A 15957-nucleotide genomic window follows, 5' to 3' on the forward strand; every position below is an offset into this window, starting at 1 on the left:
CCTTTGGCAGGATGCCCGCCCGCACTCGCCCCGGAGCCCCGCACTCCGTGTACCGGGCCCGCGTTGACCTGCCGGTACGGCTGGAAACCGCTCCCGTGCGGGGCCGGTGAAGACCTCGTGCAGACTGGCCCCATGCGTCTCGAACTCGTCACCGTCCCCGGCGACCCCGAACGCCCCAACGAGGACTGGGTATCCGCCGCCCTCCCCGCGTCCGGCCAGGGGGGAGTGGCGGTGGTGCTCGACGGGGTGACACCGCCGCGGGGGGACGACGGTTGTGCGCACTCCGTCCCCTGGTTCACCGCCCGGCTGGGCGGCGCGCTGGTGGAACTGTCGGGTTCACGGCGAGATATGGACCTGGCCGAGATTCTGTCGTCGTCCATCCGGCGCACCGCCGACGCCCACCGGGCGACCTGTGACCTTTCTCACGCGCGTACGCCTCAGGCGACCGTGGCCCTGGCGCGTTGGAGCGAACACGCGATCGAGTACCTGGTCCTCTCCGATGCAGTGCTTCTGCTGGAGGCCCCGGACGGCACGGTCCGGGCGGTGGTGGACGACCGTCTCGACCGCCTGCCGCCGGGCTCGCTCTCCTCAGTGGCGGACGTGGACGCGCGGCTGCGGAACAAGGAGGGCGGCTTCTTCACGGCCGCCACCGACCCCGCGGTCTCCTCACGCGCGGTGACCGGCAGCGTCCCGGCCGCCGGGGTCCGTTCGCTGGCCGCGCTGACGGACGGGGCGGGCCGGTGGACGGAGCTGTTCCGGGAGGGCGACTGGGCGGCCGCCCTGGAGCTGCTGCGCAAGGAGGGGCCCCGGGGGCTGATCGACCGGGTACGGGAACTGGAGGAGGCCGACGCGGCCGCCGGGCGCGTACGGCTGCGGCGGGGCAAGACGCACGACGACGCGACGGCGGTGTTCGTGGAGCTGTAGGGGCCGGGAGGGCGGGGGCGCGCGCCCGGCGCCCGCCCCCCTGCACGGCCGGGCGTCACTCTCCGCTCGGCCGGATATCACTTCTGCGTACGGCCGGACGTCACCCCTCCGTGCGACCCGGGAGCCAGGTCACCGCCCGGTCCGGGAGCAAGGTCACTCCTCCGCGCGGGAGTTCAGCTGGTGCAGCAGCCGGGCCAGCTCGGCCACCTCCGCCCGGTCCCAGTCGGCCAGCTTGCGGACGTACCGCCCGCGCCGGGCGTCGCGGACGCTGCGGAAGCGGGCCAGGCCCTCGTCGGTCAGCCGGACGAGCCAGGCGCGGCCGTCCGCCGGATCGGGTTCGCGGGCGACCAGCCCGAGGTCCTCCAGAGCCCGCAGCTGACGGCTCATGGTGGCCTTGCCGACGCCGAAGTAGGCCGCCAGCTCGGTGGCCCGCTGCCGGCCCGCCGACTCCAGGCGGACGAGCAGCCCGTAGGCGGCGGGCTCCAGTTCGGGGTGGACCTCACGGGCCATCTCCCCCGAACTGGCCCGCGCCCGGCGCAGGAAGACCGCCAACTCGCGCTCCAGCGCCAGGAACTCGTGGTCCACACCAGTTCCGGCGGTCGCGTCCGGCTCCCGCGCGCTCTCGCTCCCGTGCACGTCAGTACCCCTCGTACGGTTTCCTGCCGATGAAAGTTTCTTCCACGGCCGGTCAACGCCGCAGTTGAGCCAGTATTTCGCAGGCGTAGACCAACGGCGGCGGCCAGACCCCCTTCCGTACGCCGGGTCTCCGTGCGTAGCGTCATGACCGGAACGTGTATCTGACATGAGCACGCCATATTGTACGACCGCACCTCACCCGCACTGCTGCGCGCGCACCCACACCCACCCCCGGCACCACCCACCCCCCGGAGGCACACCCATGCCCCTGAACCGCCACAGATCCGGCACCGGCCGCCGCTCGCGCCTCGCCGTCGGCGGCACCCTCCTCGCCGCCCTCGCCCTCCTCCTGACCCTGCCGGGCGCGGCCACCGCGGCCGACGCCGACGGCTCCGCCGCACCTCCCGCCCGGGGCACCGCCCGGATGGGCCAGGGCGTCATCGAGCACGACGGGCAGGGCGGGCTCCCGAGGGACTCCCGCGTCGTCCAGACCGAGGGGGTGGACGTCAGCAGCCACCAGGGCAACGTGGCCTGGCAGAGCCTGTGGAACAGCGGAGTGAAGTGGGCCTACGTGAAGGCCACCGAGGGGACGTACTACAAGAACCCGTACTTCGCGCAGCAGTACAACGGCTCGTACGCCATCGGCATGATCCGGGGCGCGTACCACTTCGCCACGCCCGACACGACGAGCGGCGCCGCGCAGGCGAACTACTTCGTGGACAACGGCGGCGGCTGGTCCCGGGACGGGAAGACCCTGCCGGGCGTGCTCGACATCGAGTGGAACCCGTACGGCGCCCAGTGCTACGGGCTCAGCCAGGCCGCGATGGCCAACTGGATCCGGGACTTCACCACCACCTACCGGGCGCGCACCGGCCGGGACGCGGTCATCTACACCGCGACGAGCTGGTGGAAGGAGTGCACGGGCAACAACGCGGGCTTCGGCGCGACCAACCCGCTCTGGGTGGCCCGCTACAACACGACGGTCGGTGAGTTGCCGGCCGGCTGGCCCGTCCACACGATGTGGCAGTACACCTCGACCGGCCCGATCGTCGGTGACCACAACCGCTTCAACGGCGCGCTGGACCGCGTCCAGGCGCTGGCCAACGGCTGAGGCCGAAGGCCTTCACTCCGACCCCGGTGCCCCTTCGCAGGTCACCGGGGTTTCGCGGTGCCCCGCACCCCCACTATGCACTCGGTGTATACGCACTATGTATAGTCCTCGGCGTACCGCACGCCTGTGCGGAGTTTTCCGCGCAGAGGAGTGGTGTCCGCCATGCCCAAGAAGATGTCCGTGCTCGGTGGCGGGTTGGCCGCCGCTCTGGTGGCGACGCTCACACTGGCGCTCACCGGCTGTTCGATGGAGACCACGGCTCCCGCCTCGGCCCGGCGGGACGCGGCTCCCGACGCCAAGGGTTCCTTCGGGCGGGCGGACTGCCGCAAGGCGAAGTGCATCGCCCTGACCTTCGACGCGGGGCCGGGCAAGGACACAGCGGAGCTGCTGGACATCCTGAAGGAGAAGAAGGTCTCCGCGACCTTCTTCCTGCTGGGCAGGAACCACGTCCTCAAGCACCCCGACACCGTGCGGCGCATCCAGGACGAGGGCCACGAGGTGGCCAACCACACCTGGACGCACAAGATCCTCACCGACGAGAAGCCGGAGGAGATACGGGCGGAGCTGGAGAAGACGCAGGAGGCGATCGAGAAGATCACCGGGAAGCGGCCCCGGCTGATGCGCCCGCCGCAGGGCCGCACCGACGACCAGGTCTCCGGGATCAGCAAGGAGCTGGGGCTCTCGCAGGTGCTGTGGAGCGCGACCGCCAAGGACTACTCGACGAACGACTCCGCGCTGATCACCCAGCGGATCCTGGACCAGGCGAGCAGGGACGGCATCATCCTGCTCCACGACATCTACAAGGGCACCGTGCCCGCCGTGCCGGGGATCATCGACGCGCTCCAGAAGGACGGCTACACCTTCGTGACCGTCCCGGAGCTGATGGCCCCGGCGGTGCCGGAGCCGGGCACGATCTACCGCCCGTGAGCACGGCCCGCCTGCCGTTGACGCGGAACGGCCCGCCCCCTCGACTCGGGAGCGGGCCGTCCGTACCGGCCGCGTACCTGATGCCGCGCCCGTCACTGCGTGGCGGTCAGGCCGCGGCCGGGATCCTCTCCTCCGCCGGGGCCGAGGCCGGGGCGAGGGCGATCTCCAGCACCTGGCGGACGTCGGTGACCGGGCGGACGTCCAGCTTCTCCAGCACCTCGGCCGGAACGTCGTCCAGGTCGGCCTCGTTGCGCTGCGGGATCACCACGGTGGTGATGCCCGCACGGTGGGCGGCCAGCAGCTTCTGCTTGACGCCGCCGATCGGCAGCACCCGCCCGGTCAGCGAGACCTCACCGGTCATCGCCACGTCCGTACGGACAAGGCGTCCGGAGAGCAGCGAGGCCAGCGCGGTCGTCAGCGTGATGCCCGCGCTCGGGCCGTCCTTGGGGACCGCGCCCGCCGGGAAGTGGACGTGTACGCCCCGGTCCTTGAGGTCACCGACCGGAAGCTCCAGCTCCGCGCCGTGCGAGCGGAGGAAGCTCAGCGCGATCTGGGCGGACTCCTTCATGACGTCCCCGAGCTGACCGGTCAGGGTCAGTCCGGAGGCCCCGGTCTCCGGGTCCGCGAGGGACGCCTCGACGAAGAGGACGTCACCGCCCGCCCCGGTCACCGCGAGCCCGGTGGCCACGCCCGGCACGGCGGTGCGGCGCTCGGCCGGGTCCTGGGCGGACTCGGGCACGTGGTGCGGGCGCCCGATCAGACCGCGCAGGTCCGCGTCGGTCACCGTGAACGGCAGCTCGCGGTCGCCCAGTTCGTGCTGGGCCGCGACCTTGCGGAGCAGCCGGGCGATGGACCGCTCCAGGTTCCGTACGCCCGCCTCGCGGGTGTACTCACCGGCCAGCTTGCGCAGCGCGGACTCCCCCAGGGTGACCTCGTCCTTCTCCAGGCCGGACCGCTCCAGCTGGCGCGGGAGGAGGTGGTCCCGGGCGATGACGACCTTCTCGTCCTCCGTGTAGCCGTCGAGGCGGACCAGCTCCATGCGGTCGAGCAGGGCCTCGGGGATGGCTTCGAGGACGTTGGCGGTGGCGAGGAAGACGACGTCGCTGAGGTCGAGTTCGACCTCCAGGTAGTGGTCACGGAAGGTGTGGTTCTGGGCCGGGTCGAGGACTTCGAGGAGAGCGGCGGCGGGGTCGCCCCGGAAGTCGGAGCCGACCTTGTCGATCTCGTCGAGCAGGACGACCGGGTTCATCGAACCGGCCTCCTTGATCGCCCGCACGATCCGGCCGGGGAGAGCACCCACGTACGTACGGCGGTGGCCGCGGATCTCCGCCTCGTCCCGGACCCCGCCGAGCGCGACCCGGACGAACTTGCGGCCCATGGCGTGCGCGACGGACTCCCCGAGCGAGGTCTTGCCGACGCCGGGCGGCCCGACGAGGGCGAGCACGGCACCACCACGGCGGCCGCCGACCACGCCCAGCCCCCGGTCGGCGCGCCGCTTGCGCACCGCGAGGTACTCGGTGATGCGCTCCTTCACGTCGGCCAGGCCCGCATGCTCGGCGTCCAGGACGGCCCGGGCGCCGCGGATGTCGTAGGCGTCCTCGGTGCGCTCGTCCCAGGGCAGTTCGAGGACGGTGTCCAGCCAGGTCCTGATCCAGGCGCCCTCGGGCGACTGGTCGCTGGCCCGCTCCAGCTTCTCGACCTCCTTGAGCGCGGCCGTCCGGACGTGCTCGGGCAGCTCGGCGGCCTCGACGCGGGCCCGGTAGTCGTCGGACTCGTCCTCCGGGTCGCCGTTGAGCTGGGACAGCTCCTTGCGTACGGCGTCGAGCTGGCGGCGCAGCAGGAACTCGCGCTGCTGCTTGTCGACGCCCTCCTGGACGTCCTTGGCGATGGACTCGGCCACGTCCTGCTCGGCGAGGTGCTCGCCGAGCCACTGGATGGCGAGCTTCAGCCGCGCGACCGGGTCCACGGTCTCCAGGAGCTGGACCTTCTGCGCGGTGGAGAGGAACGGGGAGTATCCGGAGTTGTCCGCGAGGGCGGAGATGTCGTCGATCTGCTGGACCCGGTCCACGACCTGCCAGGCGCCGCGCTTCTTCAGCCAGCTCGTGGCGAGCGCCTTGTACTCCTTGGCCAGCTCGGCAACGGACCCGGGCAGCGGATCGGGCACGACGACGTCGATCACGGTCCCCTCGACCCAGAGCGCCCGCCCCGGACCGCTGGTCCCGGCCCCGATCCGGACCCGGTCACGAGCCCTGATGAGCGCGCCGGGGTCCCCGTCGCTCAGGCGTCCGACCTGCTCGACGGTGCCGAGGACACCGGTCCCCGTGTACGTCCCGTCGATCCGCGGGACCAGCAGCACCTCGGGCTTGCCGCCCCCGGGACGGGCGGCGGCCTGCGCGGCCTCGACGGCGGCGCGCACCTCGGCGTCGGACAGGTCCAGCGGCACCACCATGCCGGGCAGGACGACCTCGTCGTCGAGCGGCAGCACGGGCAGGTCGATCGGTGTGAACGCCTTGGACTCGTTAGTCATGATCTCCCCTTCGGCAGGCAAGTTGAGCTATGTGCACTCAATGCTTGTGAGCCGCCGAATGTTCCCCTAGCGGTGTTCGCTGTGAGCGATCAGTCGGCAGGGTGCCCTCCGCGGGTGGCCCGCTGCCGTGCCGGCCTGCCTCGGCCGACCACCATCACACGAGCAGCGATGCCTTCAGGCGCAGCGCCAGCCCTCGCAGCAGAGGGTCGGTCGCGGAGCCGGCGCAATGGTCCACGAGTGCGCGGGCGTGAGCGAGACGGCGGTCGGCCCAGCGGCGGGAACCCGTAGACTCCGGCGCGCGCCCCGTCGGGGCGGGGCCGGATCGGCCGACCGTCAGATGCTCCACCAGGAACACTGCCCTGACCAGCGCGAACGCCTGGTAGGCCGGGAGCACGTCGGCAGCGGCGACCGTGTTCGGGTAGTACCCCAGGGCCTTGAGCTCGTCCAGGTACACCCGGCACAGAGCCTCCCGCTCAGGCCAGTCGCTCTCCTTCAGACTCAGTGCCGCGTGGTCCTCGATCAGCTGCGCCACCTCGTAGAGCAGAGGGAAGCATCCGTGCGGCTCCAGGTCGAGGGCCACCACGTCACCGGAGTCGGTGATCAACCAGTTCTCCGCATGGGCATCCCGGCCGGGTACCGACGCCGACGGCCACCGGGCGGCCGCCGCCCAGCTCTCCGCCAGCCCTTGGGCATCGGGGAGCGCGAGTCTCATGGCTCGCTTCTCCAGTTCGGCCGCCACGGCCGCCTGCGCGCGGGCCGCGTCCTCGGGGTCGCCCGGATCCGCGGTGCCGCTCGACCACACGTGAATGCGGGCCAGATACCGCAGAGCGTTGCCCACCTGCTCCCGCGGTGACCGCCTACGGCCTTCGTACGCCTCGGCGATGACGCCTGCGAGGCTGCGGCCCACTGCGCGACGGGAGGCGAGAACCGTGTCCGGGGACCGTTCGCGGTCATGGGAGAAGCCGGACGGCAACGCCACCAGGGCGAGCACCTCCGGCAGCCTCATCCAGCGGGGGGCGGCGGTGTCGTGCAGGTACTGCCTCAAGGAGGCGAGGTGGGACTGCTCGGCTTCCGCTTCGGCGCGGTAGGTCGGCTTCAGCACCAGGGTGGTGGAGAGAAGCCGGTGCGGGTCGTCGAGTACGAAGGTCTCCGACCGCCCGCCGAGCACCGTCCGGCGGAAGGGCTGCGAATACACCGCTGTCCGCACCGCCCTCTCATAGAACAGATCCTGGTCGCCGGCCCACACGGCGGCACGGAGCCGGTCCGTCTCCGCGTCCCCGGGTCGCGAGGGCGTGGTGGCCTCCGGCTCTTCCGGCGGCGCCACGACGGCCGGCGCAGCCGCCATGCCGGCGAGTTGCAGCAGAGGCCACGGCCAGTCGGGGGCCAGCCTGCATGCCTCCAGCGCCAGCTCGACCGCGGTCACGAACTCCTGCGGTCTGCGGCTCGACCGCCACAGCCGATAGTGGCCGGCGGCCGACACGCTGAGGTTCTCACGGGAACGGTCCCCCGTCTCGCGAGCCCGCGCCTTGTGCTCCAGCGCCGTGCGGAGGGCCTGCGCGTTCCCGGCGCGCGCCAGGCGGAGATAGGCGTCGCCCAGCATGCCCTGGACGTTGCCGACCGCATCCCCCGAGTTGCTGGTCTGCTCCAGCCAGTCGATCGCCTCACGGAGGTGGTCCCCGTCTTGGGTGAGGGTGCTCAGGCGCAGGCAGGTCTCGCCGAGATACCTGGTCACGTGCTCACGGACGAGCGGCTGCTCCGCCTGGGCAGCCGTCGTGAAAGGTACGCCGCCCTCTGCGGCCTCCTCATCGAGGCACGCCAGCAGGACTTCACGTGCCTCGTACAGCAGCATGACGGCGGACTCGGGGTCCCCCGTCTCCGCGAGGAGGACTTTGGCATGGTGAAACGCGGCCCTGCCAAGATCGAACTCGGCGCGTCGGCTGCGGACGGTCGACTCACGGACGGCGTCGCCGAAGTAGGTGTAGGAACGTGCGGCCGGGTTGTCGAACGGGGGTGGCTGAGGCTCTCCCGTCGCAGCACCGTCCGCCGCCCGCCATTGCCGGTCCAACTTGCCGAACAACATGCCCAGTTGGGTGGACAACCAGGGACGGTTCCCGGCCGAGCCCGTCTCCCGCAACGCATGGAGCGTTGTCAGTGTGGCGCGTAAGCGGTCGAGGTCGGCCGCGTCCGCCTGGGCGACAAGCAGCCGGGCGGCCCAGACGAGGGGGCGGACAGCCGGCGACTCGGTCGGCCCACAGGCCAGGAGAGCGTCGAGCCGGACCCGCAGCTCCACCGGATCGGGGACGGACCAGCCATCGGGATCCGACAGATCGTCGGACGATGCCTCTTTCAGCGGCCAGAGGGCCAGGACCGCGGTGGCACGCCACAGCTCGGCGGTGAACCGTTCCCTGGACTCACCGAGCCGGCCCGGACTGGCCACGCAGAGAAGATGGGCCTCCTGCGCGAGCACGTGGGCCGCGGCGAAGTCCTTGGCCCGGTACAGATGGAGGGCGTAGTCGACCAGAGCCGATGGGAACGCGGAGCCCTGGACCGGTGTGGCATGGGAGGCGCTCCAGCGCATGTCCTCGATCGCGGTGACGTAGTGGGCCTGAGCCTCGTCGAGACGCCTGAGCGCCTGCAGAGTACGGGCCACGCCCGCTCGGGCGACGCCCTGGTTGTGGCGCAGCATGACGAGCCGGAAGCCGTGTTCCCGGCCGGCGGCCCGGCCCTGCGCCTCCTGGAAGTGGCGAAGCGCCTCCTCATATGCCTCCAGCGCGGCGGTGCGGCGGGCGACGGCCGCGACTTCGTCGGAGATGTCCGGGAGCCCGGACTCGTCATCGGGTAAGGGAGAGCCGGATTCCCGGGACAGTTGCTCGCCCTCGAGGACCACGACCGACTGCGCCTTGCGCAGATACAGCTCACCTCGCGCGCACAGCCAGGGGAACGAGCCGGAGACGTGGGGCCGGGCCCGGGCGGCCAGCTCATCGGCCTCGGTCCACAGCGTGGGGAGCTCCGCCCGGTCCTGTGCCAGCCGGTGGAGTACCTCCAGGTGAAAGGCGAAATGCTCGGCGCTGGTATCGCCGCGCTGCTCGGCCAGGAGCAGATCGGCCCTCGCCCCGTGCAGCAGGGGGAGAGGGGACGGGTCCTGACGGGCGAGGATGAGACGAGTGACCCCGCGCATCCCGCGCCAGATCCTGCCTCCGGGCCCCTTGGCCAGGTAGGCGTCGTTCGGTTCGACGACGTCCCAGCAGCGCAGGGCCTCGGTGAGCAGGCGGAGAACGTCGCCCGAACCCGTGCTCATCAGTTCCTTGGACCACTGGTAGAGCGAGCCGGCCAGGTACAGGTGGACATGGCACCAGGTCGCCTTCCACCGCAGGTCGCCAAGGTGCGGCCGGAGCCGGGAAGGTCCGAGTCCGAACACGCCGCGCAGGGCGAGGCAGACGATGATGGCATCCTCGTCCGGAAGCTTGCTGTACGTCGCGTTCCAGACCTCCGCGGCGACGGTGACACCGGTGTCGGGATCGAGCAGCTTCGCGAAGACTCCTTCGCCGAAACAGGCCATGACCCGGCCGAGCAGATCCGGGGTGAGGTCGATGCCCAGGGCCGAGGCCTCGGCATACAGAAGGGACAGGGGGTCGTCCACGTGGTGTCACCTCTCAGCGCACGGGCTGGATGTCCTCGCGCACACGTCGGTCGCCAACGAGAAAAGCGGACTGGGGCAGGACCAGATGAGGTCCGGACCGGCCTCGCAGAATGTCCTGGCGGGTGGCACCCACCACCTGGGAGTCGCCCTGGGCCCGGGACAGGGTGACCAGGGCCGTGCGCAGCTCGTCGGCCTCGGGCCGGTCGCACAGGAGGTCGTACACCTCCATGAACCGGATCTGCCGGTACTGCTCGCCCGGGACGTCCCACGGCCCGTCGATCACCTTGCGGACCAGGGAGAACCTCACCGCCTGCGACAGGTGTGTCAGCTCGGGACGGCCGATCTCGCCGAGCTCCTCCGCGAGCTCGCGGCGCAGGCAGTCCGTCGAGTGCTCCCGGCCTGTGCCGCGGTGCAGCCACCGTGCGAAACCCGGCACCATGACGGCCGGAAGGAAGCCCCGCAGGTCGTGCTTCATGACGCCACGCGTGCGGCCTTCCGGATCGAACCGCAGCTTGTCGAGGCCGCGACGCTCCGAGTCGTGGTACTTCACAACCCCACCCGGCGGGCCGAACGATCCCGGCCGGGTGGGAGAGCCGAAGAGGACGTAGTGGTCCTCGTCCTGCACGCGTAACAGGACGGCCACCGAGACGCGGACCCTGCGGCGGGGGGTGAGCAGCAGGCGCAGCAGTCGCAGATGGTGCCGGTTGCGCATCAGCGTCCGGCCGATCCAGCCCAGCAGCGCCACGGCAACGCCGACCAAGATCTTTTCGATCATCAAGCCCCCCGTAAGACGATCGAAGCCGTCCCTCGCAGCCCCCGCTGCGGGCGGTCTCCGTATGTCCAGAGATTATGGCCCGAGGTTCTCACTGTGCAGCAGAATGGCCGATTCCCGGCCTGAACAGGTCACTTCGTCCCCGGGCTCGGAGCCCGGGGACGTCGGTGTGTTCCCCCGCACCGCCCTACCCCACCGCCACCCGGAAGTGGCAGTTGGTGCTGATCGCGGAGGTCGTCGTGCCGTCCGTGGTCCTGGCCCGCCACCCGTACGCGTGCCCGGCGACGAGCGGCGGGACGGTCAGCGTGACGGTTCCCCGGCCCACGACCTTGCCGCTCGCCGAGCCGGGCGTGCCCAGGGCGACGGGTTGGGGACGGGTGGGGTCGGTGTTGTCCCAGAGGCCGAACTCCGCCCAGACCTGCTTCGACGGGTCGGGGTGCGTGACGTGGACGGTGAGAGTGGGCGTACGGCTGGAGACCGTCCCGTAACCGCCCAGTGCCTGGCAGCCGGCGGGGCCGGTCGCGGAGGGCTGTGCGGCCCTGGCGGTGGGGGCGGTCAGGGTGCGGGCGTGAGTGAGGGCCTGGGCGGCCGTCATCGGGTGGTCGTACGTCTCCACGCTCCGGACCCGGCCGTCCCAGAAGGCGTTGTACCTGCCCTTGACGAGGTCCCGGCCGACGACGAACGGGCCGTTCGCCGCCCAGGTGGTGGTGTGCGGGGCGGTGCCCGCCGGGGCGCCGTCGACGTACAGCGTGAGGGTCTTCGCCTCGGCGTCGTGGACCCCCGTGAGACGGGTCCAGACCCCGGTGGCCGCCTGCGTACGGGAGATGGCCTGGTCGACGTTCCAGTCGGGGCCGTCGGCGCGGGGCATCCCGAAGCGCCAGGTGCGGTCCGGGGCGTTGTACCAGAGCATGGCGCCGCTGATGACCTCGCCGTCCTGGGCCAGGACCGCGGCGGTACCGGTTCCCGGGTCGGCCTTCGCCCAGGCCGAGACGGTGAAGCTGCGGCGGGTGTCCAGGACGGGTCCGGGGGTGGTGACCGTGCCGGACACGCCGTCGAGTTCGAGCGCCCCGCCCGGTTCGGTGCTCCAGGAGAAGCCTCCCGACGGGGTGCCGGTCAGGCCCCGGGAGCCGCCGGACGCGGTGCCGTCCATGCGCCAGTCGAGGGCCGGGCCGCCCTGGGTGGAGCCGTACACCGGGGCGTGGTCCGAGGTGCCGGTCGGGGTGCAGACGCGGGGCGTGGTGACGTTGTCGCAGGCGGGCTGGGCAGCGGGGGTGTAGTCGGCCTGGTCGGCCTTCTCCGTCCAGGAGTCGCAGCCGCTGAAGGCCTCCGTGGAGAAGAGGTAGTCGAGCCGGGCCGTGCCGTACCGGCTGTCGGTGATCGCCCCGGTCACCGGGTCCGTGCTCGCGGTGGCCGGGGAGAAGTGCGTCGGCTCGGCGACCGCGTCACCGGGGAAATAGGAGCGCTCGTCGCACTCGTACAGGGTGTCGTGGAGGGGCTGGAGCTTGGTCCGCAGACGGGTGTTGAAGTCACCGCCGACCACCACCGAGGGCAGGCCCGCGGCCATCTCCTTGATGACGCCGATCTGGTCGGCGTAGAGGCCGTCCGCCTCGGCCTGGGTCATCCGGCCCTGCCGGGCGGCCGCGTCGAAGTTGGCCACATGGGCCGTGCACAGGTGCGACTCCCAGCCGGCGGCGCCCACGCAGAGCGCCTGCGTACGGCTCTGCCCGGCGTCGACCGGGACCGGCATCGTACGGATGCGCTGCCAGTCGATCCGGCCCTTGACGCCGACGGCCACGCTGAGGGTGCCGGTCAGGCCGGCGCGGCAGTAGGACGAGCCCTGCGGGAACGCCGCGGTGGCCGGGCGCCACACCTCGGCCCAGCGGAAGGACCACTCCGGGCCCAGCGCGGTGGCGATCTCGTCCAGCTGGCTGGGGGCGCCGGAGCCGCTGTTCAGGCCGGGGACGAACGGGCCCGAGCAGACCTCCTGGAGCATGACCGCGTTGAGGTCGCGTGCCCGCACGACCTCCGCCACGGCCGCCGCCTTCGCCCTGGGGTCGTTGCGGTCCGGGCAGTACGCCCCGGTGCCCGGGGTCCCCCCGCCCGCCTCGCCGCAGATGTTCCAGGTCATGGCCCGCACGGAGGGCCGGGTGTGGGCGTCGGTGGCCGGCGGCCCGGTCACGGCGAGGGCCCGGTCCGGGAGCACGGCGGTCCCGAGCAGGACGGCTGCCAGGAGGACGACGAACGTTCTTATGTGCCGTCGCGCGTACGGCCGGTGTGCGTGCGGTCTCAAGGCGCATCCCTCTCATGGGACTTCTCGTAGGGCTTCTCACAGGAGACGGACTCGCATGAGAGGGCGTGGTGAAGATCAAAGCAGCTGGGGCCACAGAAGTCGCGCTCCTAAGATCGGGCCCATGGAGCCCCGTACCGACACCACCGCTACCTACACCTGCGCCATGATTCCCCCCGCCCCCGCACCCTCGACCGCCGAGAAGGCCCCTACGGCGAGGTCGTCCTGCGGGAGCGCGGAGAGCACTTCGAGATCATCGCCAACGGCTGCTTCCTGATGGACACCTCCGACGGGCGCTCCGAGCGGCTGCTGATCGACGCGGCCCTGGCCGCCCTGCCCGCCGGGCGGACCGGCCCCTCCGTGCTGATCGGCGGGCTCGGGGTGGGCTTCTCGCTGGTGCGGGCGGCCGAGGAGGAGCGGTGGGGGCGGATCGCGGTCGTGGAGCGGGAGCAGGCGATCGTGGACTGGCACCGGCGGGGGCCGCTGGACCGGATCTCGTGGGCGGCGCTGGCCGATACCCGGACCGAGGTGCTGCACACGGATCTGCTCGACCACCTCCGTACCACCACGGAGCGTTACGACGCGCTCTGCCTGGACATCGACAACGGGCCGGACTGGACCGTCACGGAGGAGAACGGGAGCCTCTACTCCCCCACCGGGCTGGCCCGCTGTCTCGACCGGCTGACCCCGGGCGGGGTGCTCGCGGTCTGGTCCGCGCAGCCGTCGGCGGAGTTCGAACAGGCTTTGCGGAATGCCGGGTTCACCAGAGTTAGGACCGAAGAAGTGGCTGTTGCCCGAGGTGTGCCCGACGTGGTCCATCTCGCATCGAAGGCTTCCTGAAGGGGCTGCGGAACCCCCTGGCGGTATGCACGGTCCGGCGGTGAGGCGGGCATCGCGGCACAAGGCCGACGATCCGCCGCCCCGCCGGAGCCGGGCACATACCCTCGGCAGAACACCCTGCGTAGCCGAGAGCCCTCCGCTGCCTTTACGCTGCTGACCGGCACACAGGGATCACCCACGAAATCCACGAGCGAAGACCGTGCCTCGCAGGGGTTCGCCCCCCCGCGAGAACGGGCAGGGGCGGGGCGATGGAACAGACACACACCACCCACAACGGCGTCGCGGCCACCCCGGGGGCCCAGCGCCGGGTGCTGGTCGTCGAGGACGACGCCACGATCGTCGACGCTATTGCCGCCCGGCTGCGGGCGGAAGGCTTCCTGGTGCAGACCGCACTGGACGGGCCCGCGGCCGTGGACGCCGCCGAGGCCTGGCAGCCCGATCTGATGGTGCTCGACATCATGCTCCCGGGCTTCGACGGCCTGGAGGTCTGCCGCCGGGTGCAGGCGCAGCGCCCGGTGCCGGTGCTGATGCTGACCGCGCGCGACGACGAGACCGACATGCTGGTCGGGCTCGGGGTCGGCGCCGACGACTACATGACCAAGCCGTTCTCCATGCGGGAGCTGGCCGCCCGGGTGCACGTCCTGCTCCGCCGGGTGGAGCGCGCCGCGCTCGCCGCCGTGACTCCGAAGAGCGGGATGCTGCGCCTCGGTGAGCTGGAGATCGACCACGCGCAGCGCCGGGTGCGGGTGCGGGCGGAGGACGTCCACCTCACGCCGACCGAGTTCGACCTGCTGGTCTGCCTGGCCAACACCCCGCGCGCGGTGCTCTCCCGGGAGCAGCTGCTGGCCGAGGTCTGGGACTGGGCGGACGCCTCCGGGACCCGTACGGTCGACAGCCACATCAAGGCGCTCCGCCGGAAGATCGGCGCCGAGCGGATCCGTACGGTGCACGGCGTGGGGTACGCCCTGGAGACCCCGGCTCCATGACCCGGCCAGGGTCGGGGATGCGGCCCTTCTCCATCAAGGCCAAGCTGGGCACGCTCGTCGTGGTGTCGGTGTTCATCACGACGGGGCTGCTGATCGTGGCCCTGCGGACCCGGACCGAGTTCCAGTTCATCACCGTCTTCTCGGTGATCGCGACGCTGCTGATCACCCAGTTCGTGGCGCACGGGCTGACCGCGCCGCTGGACGAGATGCGGGCGGTGGCCCGGTCCATCTCGCACGGCGACTACACGCGCCGGGTGAGCGGGGCCGGGCGGCGGGACGAGCTGGGCGACCTGGCCCAGACGATCAACCGCATGGCGGACGACCTGGAGGCGGAGGACCGGCACCGGAAGGAGCTGGTCGCCAATGTCAGCCACGAGCTGCGTACGCCCATCGCCGCCCTGCGGGCCGTGCTGGAGAACGTGGTGGACGGGGTGTCCGCCGCCGATCCGGAGACGATGCATACGGCCCTGAAGCAGACCGAGCGGCTCGGCCGGCTTGTGGAGACGCTGCTGGACCTGTCCCGGCTGGACAACGGGGTGGTGACGCTCAAGGCCCGCCGTTTCGAGGTGTGGCCGTATCTTTCGGGCGTACTGAAAGAAGCCAATCTCGCCGCCTCCCAGCGCCGGCTGTCGTCGGGGTCGGGCAACCACTCCCGTACGGATGTCCACCTCCACCTGGACGTCTCGCCGCCGGAGCTCACCGCGCACGCGGACGCCGAGCGGCTGCACCAGGTGGTGGCCAACCTCATCGACAACGCGGTCAAGCACAGCCCGCCGCACGGCCGGGTGACGGTGCTGGCCCGGCGCGGCCCCTACCCGGAGTCGCTGGTCCTGGAGGTCATCGACGAGGGCCCCGGCATCCCGGAGGCGGAGCGGTACCGGGTCTTCGAGCGGTTCAACCGGGGCCAGGCCCCCTCGCCGCACGGTCCGGGCAGCGACGGCGGTACGGGACTGGGGCTGGCGATCGCCCGCTGGGCGGTCGATCTCCACGGCGGCCGGATCGGGGTGGCCGAATCCGCTCGGGGCTGCCGCATCCAGGTCACACTTCCGGGGCTGTCCGAGCGACGCGATTGACGATGCGGTTGACATAGGGTTCGAACCGGGAGGGCGCTTCACCCGTGTCCTCCTGGAAGGGGATCCCCGTGGGGAGCCCCGGCGGGATACGGTCTCAGGACCGTATCCACGGTCCTGCGTACCCGAAGTGCAGTGGAACCTCGCTTGTTTCCCGCCATTTCCTGCGCCGAAACCCGCGTTGCGATGTGATGTGCACGACGAAGCACCGGCCCGGCCTGCAAGGAACGGTTTGGG

Annotated in this window: 11 protein-coding genes; 6 read left to right on the top strand and 5 right to left on the bottom strand. The window is 71.6% G+C overall.

Going from position 1 to position 15957, the window contains the following annotated elements:
• Window positions 1-132: 132 nt before the first annotated feature.
• Window positions 133-924, top strand: coding sequence for a protein phosphatase 2C domain-containing protein (locus DJ476_RS09595; RefSeq protein WP_112490306.1), 792 nt, complete (start codon window positions 133-135; stop codon window positions 922-924).
• Between the two features lie 153 nt (window positions 925-1077).
• On the opposite strand, the gene DJ476_RS09600 is transcribed toward DJ476_RS09595, so the two are convergent.
• Window positions 1078-1560, bottom strand: a complete 483-nt coding sequence (locus DJ476_RS09600; RefSeq protein WP_019763494.1) for a MarR family winged helix-turn-helix transcriptional regulator — start codon at window positions 1558-1560, stop codon at window positions 1078-1080.
• Window positions 1561-1822: 262 nt separating this feature from the next.
• On the opposite strand from DJ476_RS09600, the gene DJ476_RS09605 reads away from it, so the two are divergent.
• Together DJ476_RS09605 and DJ476_RS09610 are read left to right on the top strand one after the other, a co-directional pair.
• A complete protein-coding gene (locus tag DJ476_RS09605; protein WP_112490307.1) occupies window positions 1823-2671 on the top strand; it encodes a lysozyme in 849 nt (282 codons plus the stop codon).
• A gap of 162 nt (window positions 2672-2833) precedes the next feature.
• Complete coding sequence (locus DJ476_RS09610) at window positions 2834-3598, top strand: polysaccharide deacetylase family protein (RefSeq protein WP_112490308.1); 765 nt, start codon at window positions 2834-2836, stop codon at window positions 3596-3598.
• A 106-nt stretch (window positions 3599-3704) separates the two neighbouring features.
• Here DJ476_RS09610 and lon read toward each other — a convergent pair whose 3' ends face one another.
• From lon to DJ476_RS09630, 4 genes are all read right to left on the bottom strand, one after another.
• A complete protein-coding gene (gene lon / locus DJ476_RS09615) occupies window positions 3705-6125 on the bottom strand; it encodes an endopeptidase La (protein WP_112490309.1) in 2421 nt (806 codons plus the stop codon).
• 154 nt (window positions 6126-6279) lie between these two features.
• Complete coding sequence (locus DJ476_RS09620) at window positions 6280-9765, bottom strand: hypothetical protein (protein WP_112490310.1); 3486 nt, start codon at window positions 9763-9765, stop codon at window positions 6280-6282.
• 13 nt (window positions 9766-9778) lie between these two features.
• Complete coding sequence (locus DJ476_RS09625; protein ID WP_112490311.1) at window positions 9779-10540, bottom strand: SMODS-associated NUDIX domain-containing protein; 762 nt, start codon at window positions 10538-10540, stop codon at window positions 9779-9781.
• Between the two features lie 184 nt (window positions 10541-10724).
• Window positions 10725-12827 (bottom strand): LamG-like jellyroll fold domain-containing protein, encoded by a 2103-nt coding sequence (locus tag DJ476_RS09630; RefSeq protein ID WP_162638659.1) that lies wholly within the window; start codon window positions 12825-12827, stop codon window positions 10725-10727.
• A 273-nt stretch (window positions 12828-13100) separates the two neighbouring features.
• Here DJ476_RS09630 and DJ476_RS09635 point away from each other — a divergent pair, with 273 nt between their 5' ends.
• The 3 genes from DJ476_RS09635 (at window position 13101) to DJ476_RS09645 (ending at window position 15723) form a co-directional block, all read left to right on the top strand.
• Window positions 13101-13664, top strand: coding sequence for a spermidine synthase family protein (locus tag DJ476_RS09635; RefSeq protein WP_404827478.1), 564 nt, complete (start codon window positions 13101-13103; stop codon window positions 13662-13664).
• Between the two features lie 248 nt (window positions 13665-13912).
• Window positions 13913-14650 (top strand): response regulator transcription factor, encoded by a 738-nt coding sequence (locus DJ476_RS09640; protein ID WP_103417439.1) that lies wholly within the window; start codon window positions 13913-13915, stop codon window positions 14648-14650.
• Window positions 14647-15723 carry a HAMP domain-containing sensor histidine kinase gene (locus DJ476_RS09645; RefSeq protein WP_103417440.1) on the top strand — a complete coding sequence of 359 codons (1077 nt, stop codon included), beginning with the start codon at window positions 14647-14649 and terminating at the stop codon, window positions 15721-15723. Before DJ476_RS09640 ends, DJ476_RS09645 begins: the two co-directional genes overlap by 4 nt.
• Window positions 15724-15957 lie beyond the last annotated feature (234 nt).

Origin of the sequence: Streptomyces bacillaris (assembly GCF_003268675.1) — a bacterium.
Lineage (GTDB): Bacteria > Actinomycetota > Actinomycetes > Streptomycetales > Streptomycetaceae > Streptomyces > Streptomyces bacillaris.

What these genes read in the sequence shown, in the direction of transcription:
- DJ476_RS09595 (WP_112490306.1), top strand. Translation starts at nt 133, where the DNA reads ATGCGTCTCGAACTCGTCACCGTCCCCGGCGACCCCGAACGCCCCAAC.
- DJ476_RS09605 (WP_112490307.1), top strand. Translation starts at nt 1,823, where the DNA reads ATGCCCCTGAACCGCCACAGATCCGGCACCGGCCGCCGCTCGCGCCTC.
- DJ476_RS09610 (WP_112490308.1), top strand. Translation starts at nt 2,834, where the DNA reads ATGCCCAAGAAGATGTCCGTGCTCGGTGGCGGGTTGGCCGCCGCTCTG.
- lon (WP_112490309.1), bottom strand. Translation starts at nt 6,125, where the DNA reads ATGACTAACGAGTCCAAGGCGTTCACACCGATCGACCTGCCCGTGCTG.
- DJ476_RS09625 (WP_112490311.1), bottom strand. Translation starts at nt 10,540, where the DNA reads ATGATCGAAAAGATCTTGGTCGGCGTTGCCGTGGCGCTGCTGGGCTGG.
- DJ476_RS09635 (WP_404827478.1), top strand. Translation starts at nt 13,101, where the DNA reads ATGGACACCTCCGACGGGCGCTCCGAGCGGCTGCTGATCGACGCGGCC.
- DJ476_RS09640 (WP_103417439.1), top strand. Translation starts at nt 13,913, where the DNA reads ATGGAACAGACACACACCACCCACAACGGCGTCGCGGCCACCCCGGGG.
- DJ476_RS09645 (WP_103417440.1), top strand. Translation starts at nt 14,647, where the DNA reads ATGACCCGGCCAGGGTCGGGGATGCGGCCCTTCTCCATCAAGGCCAAG.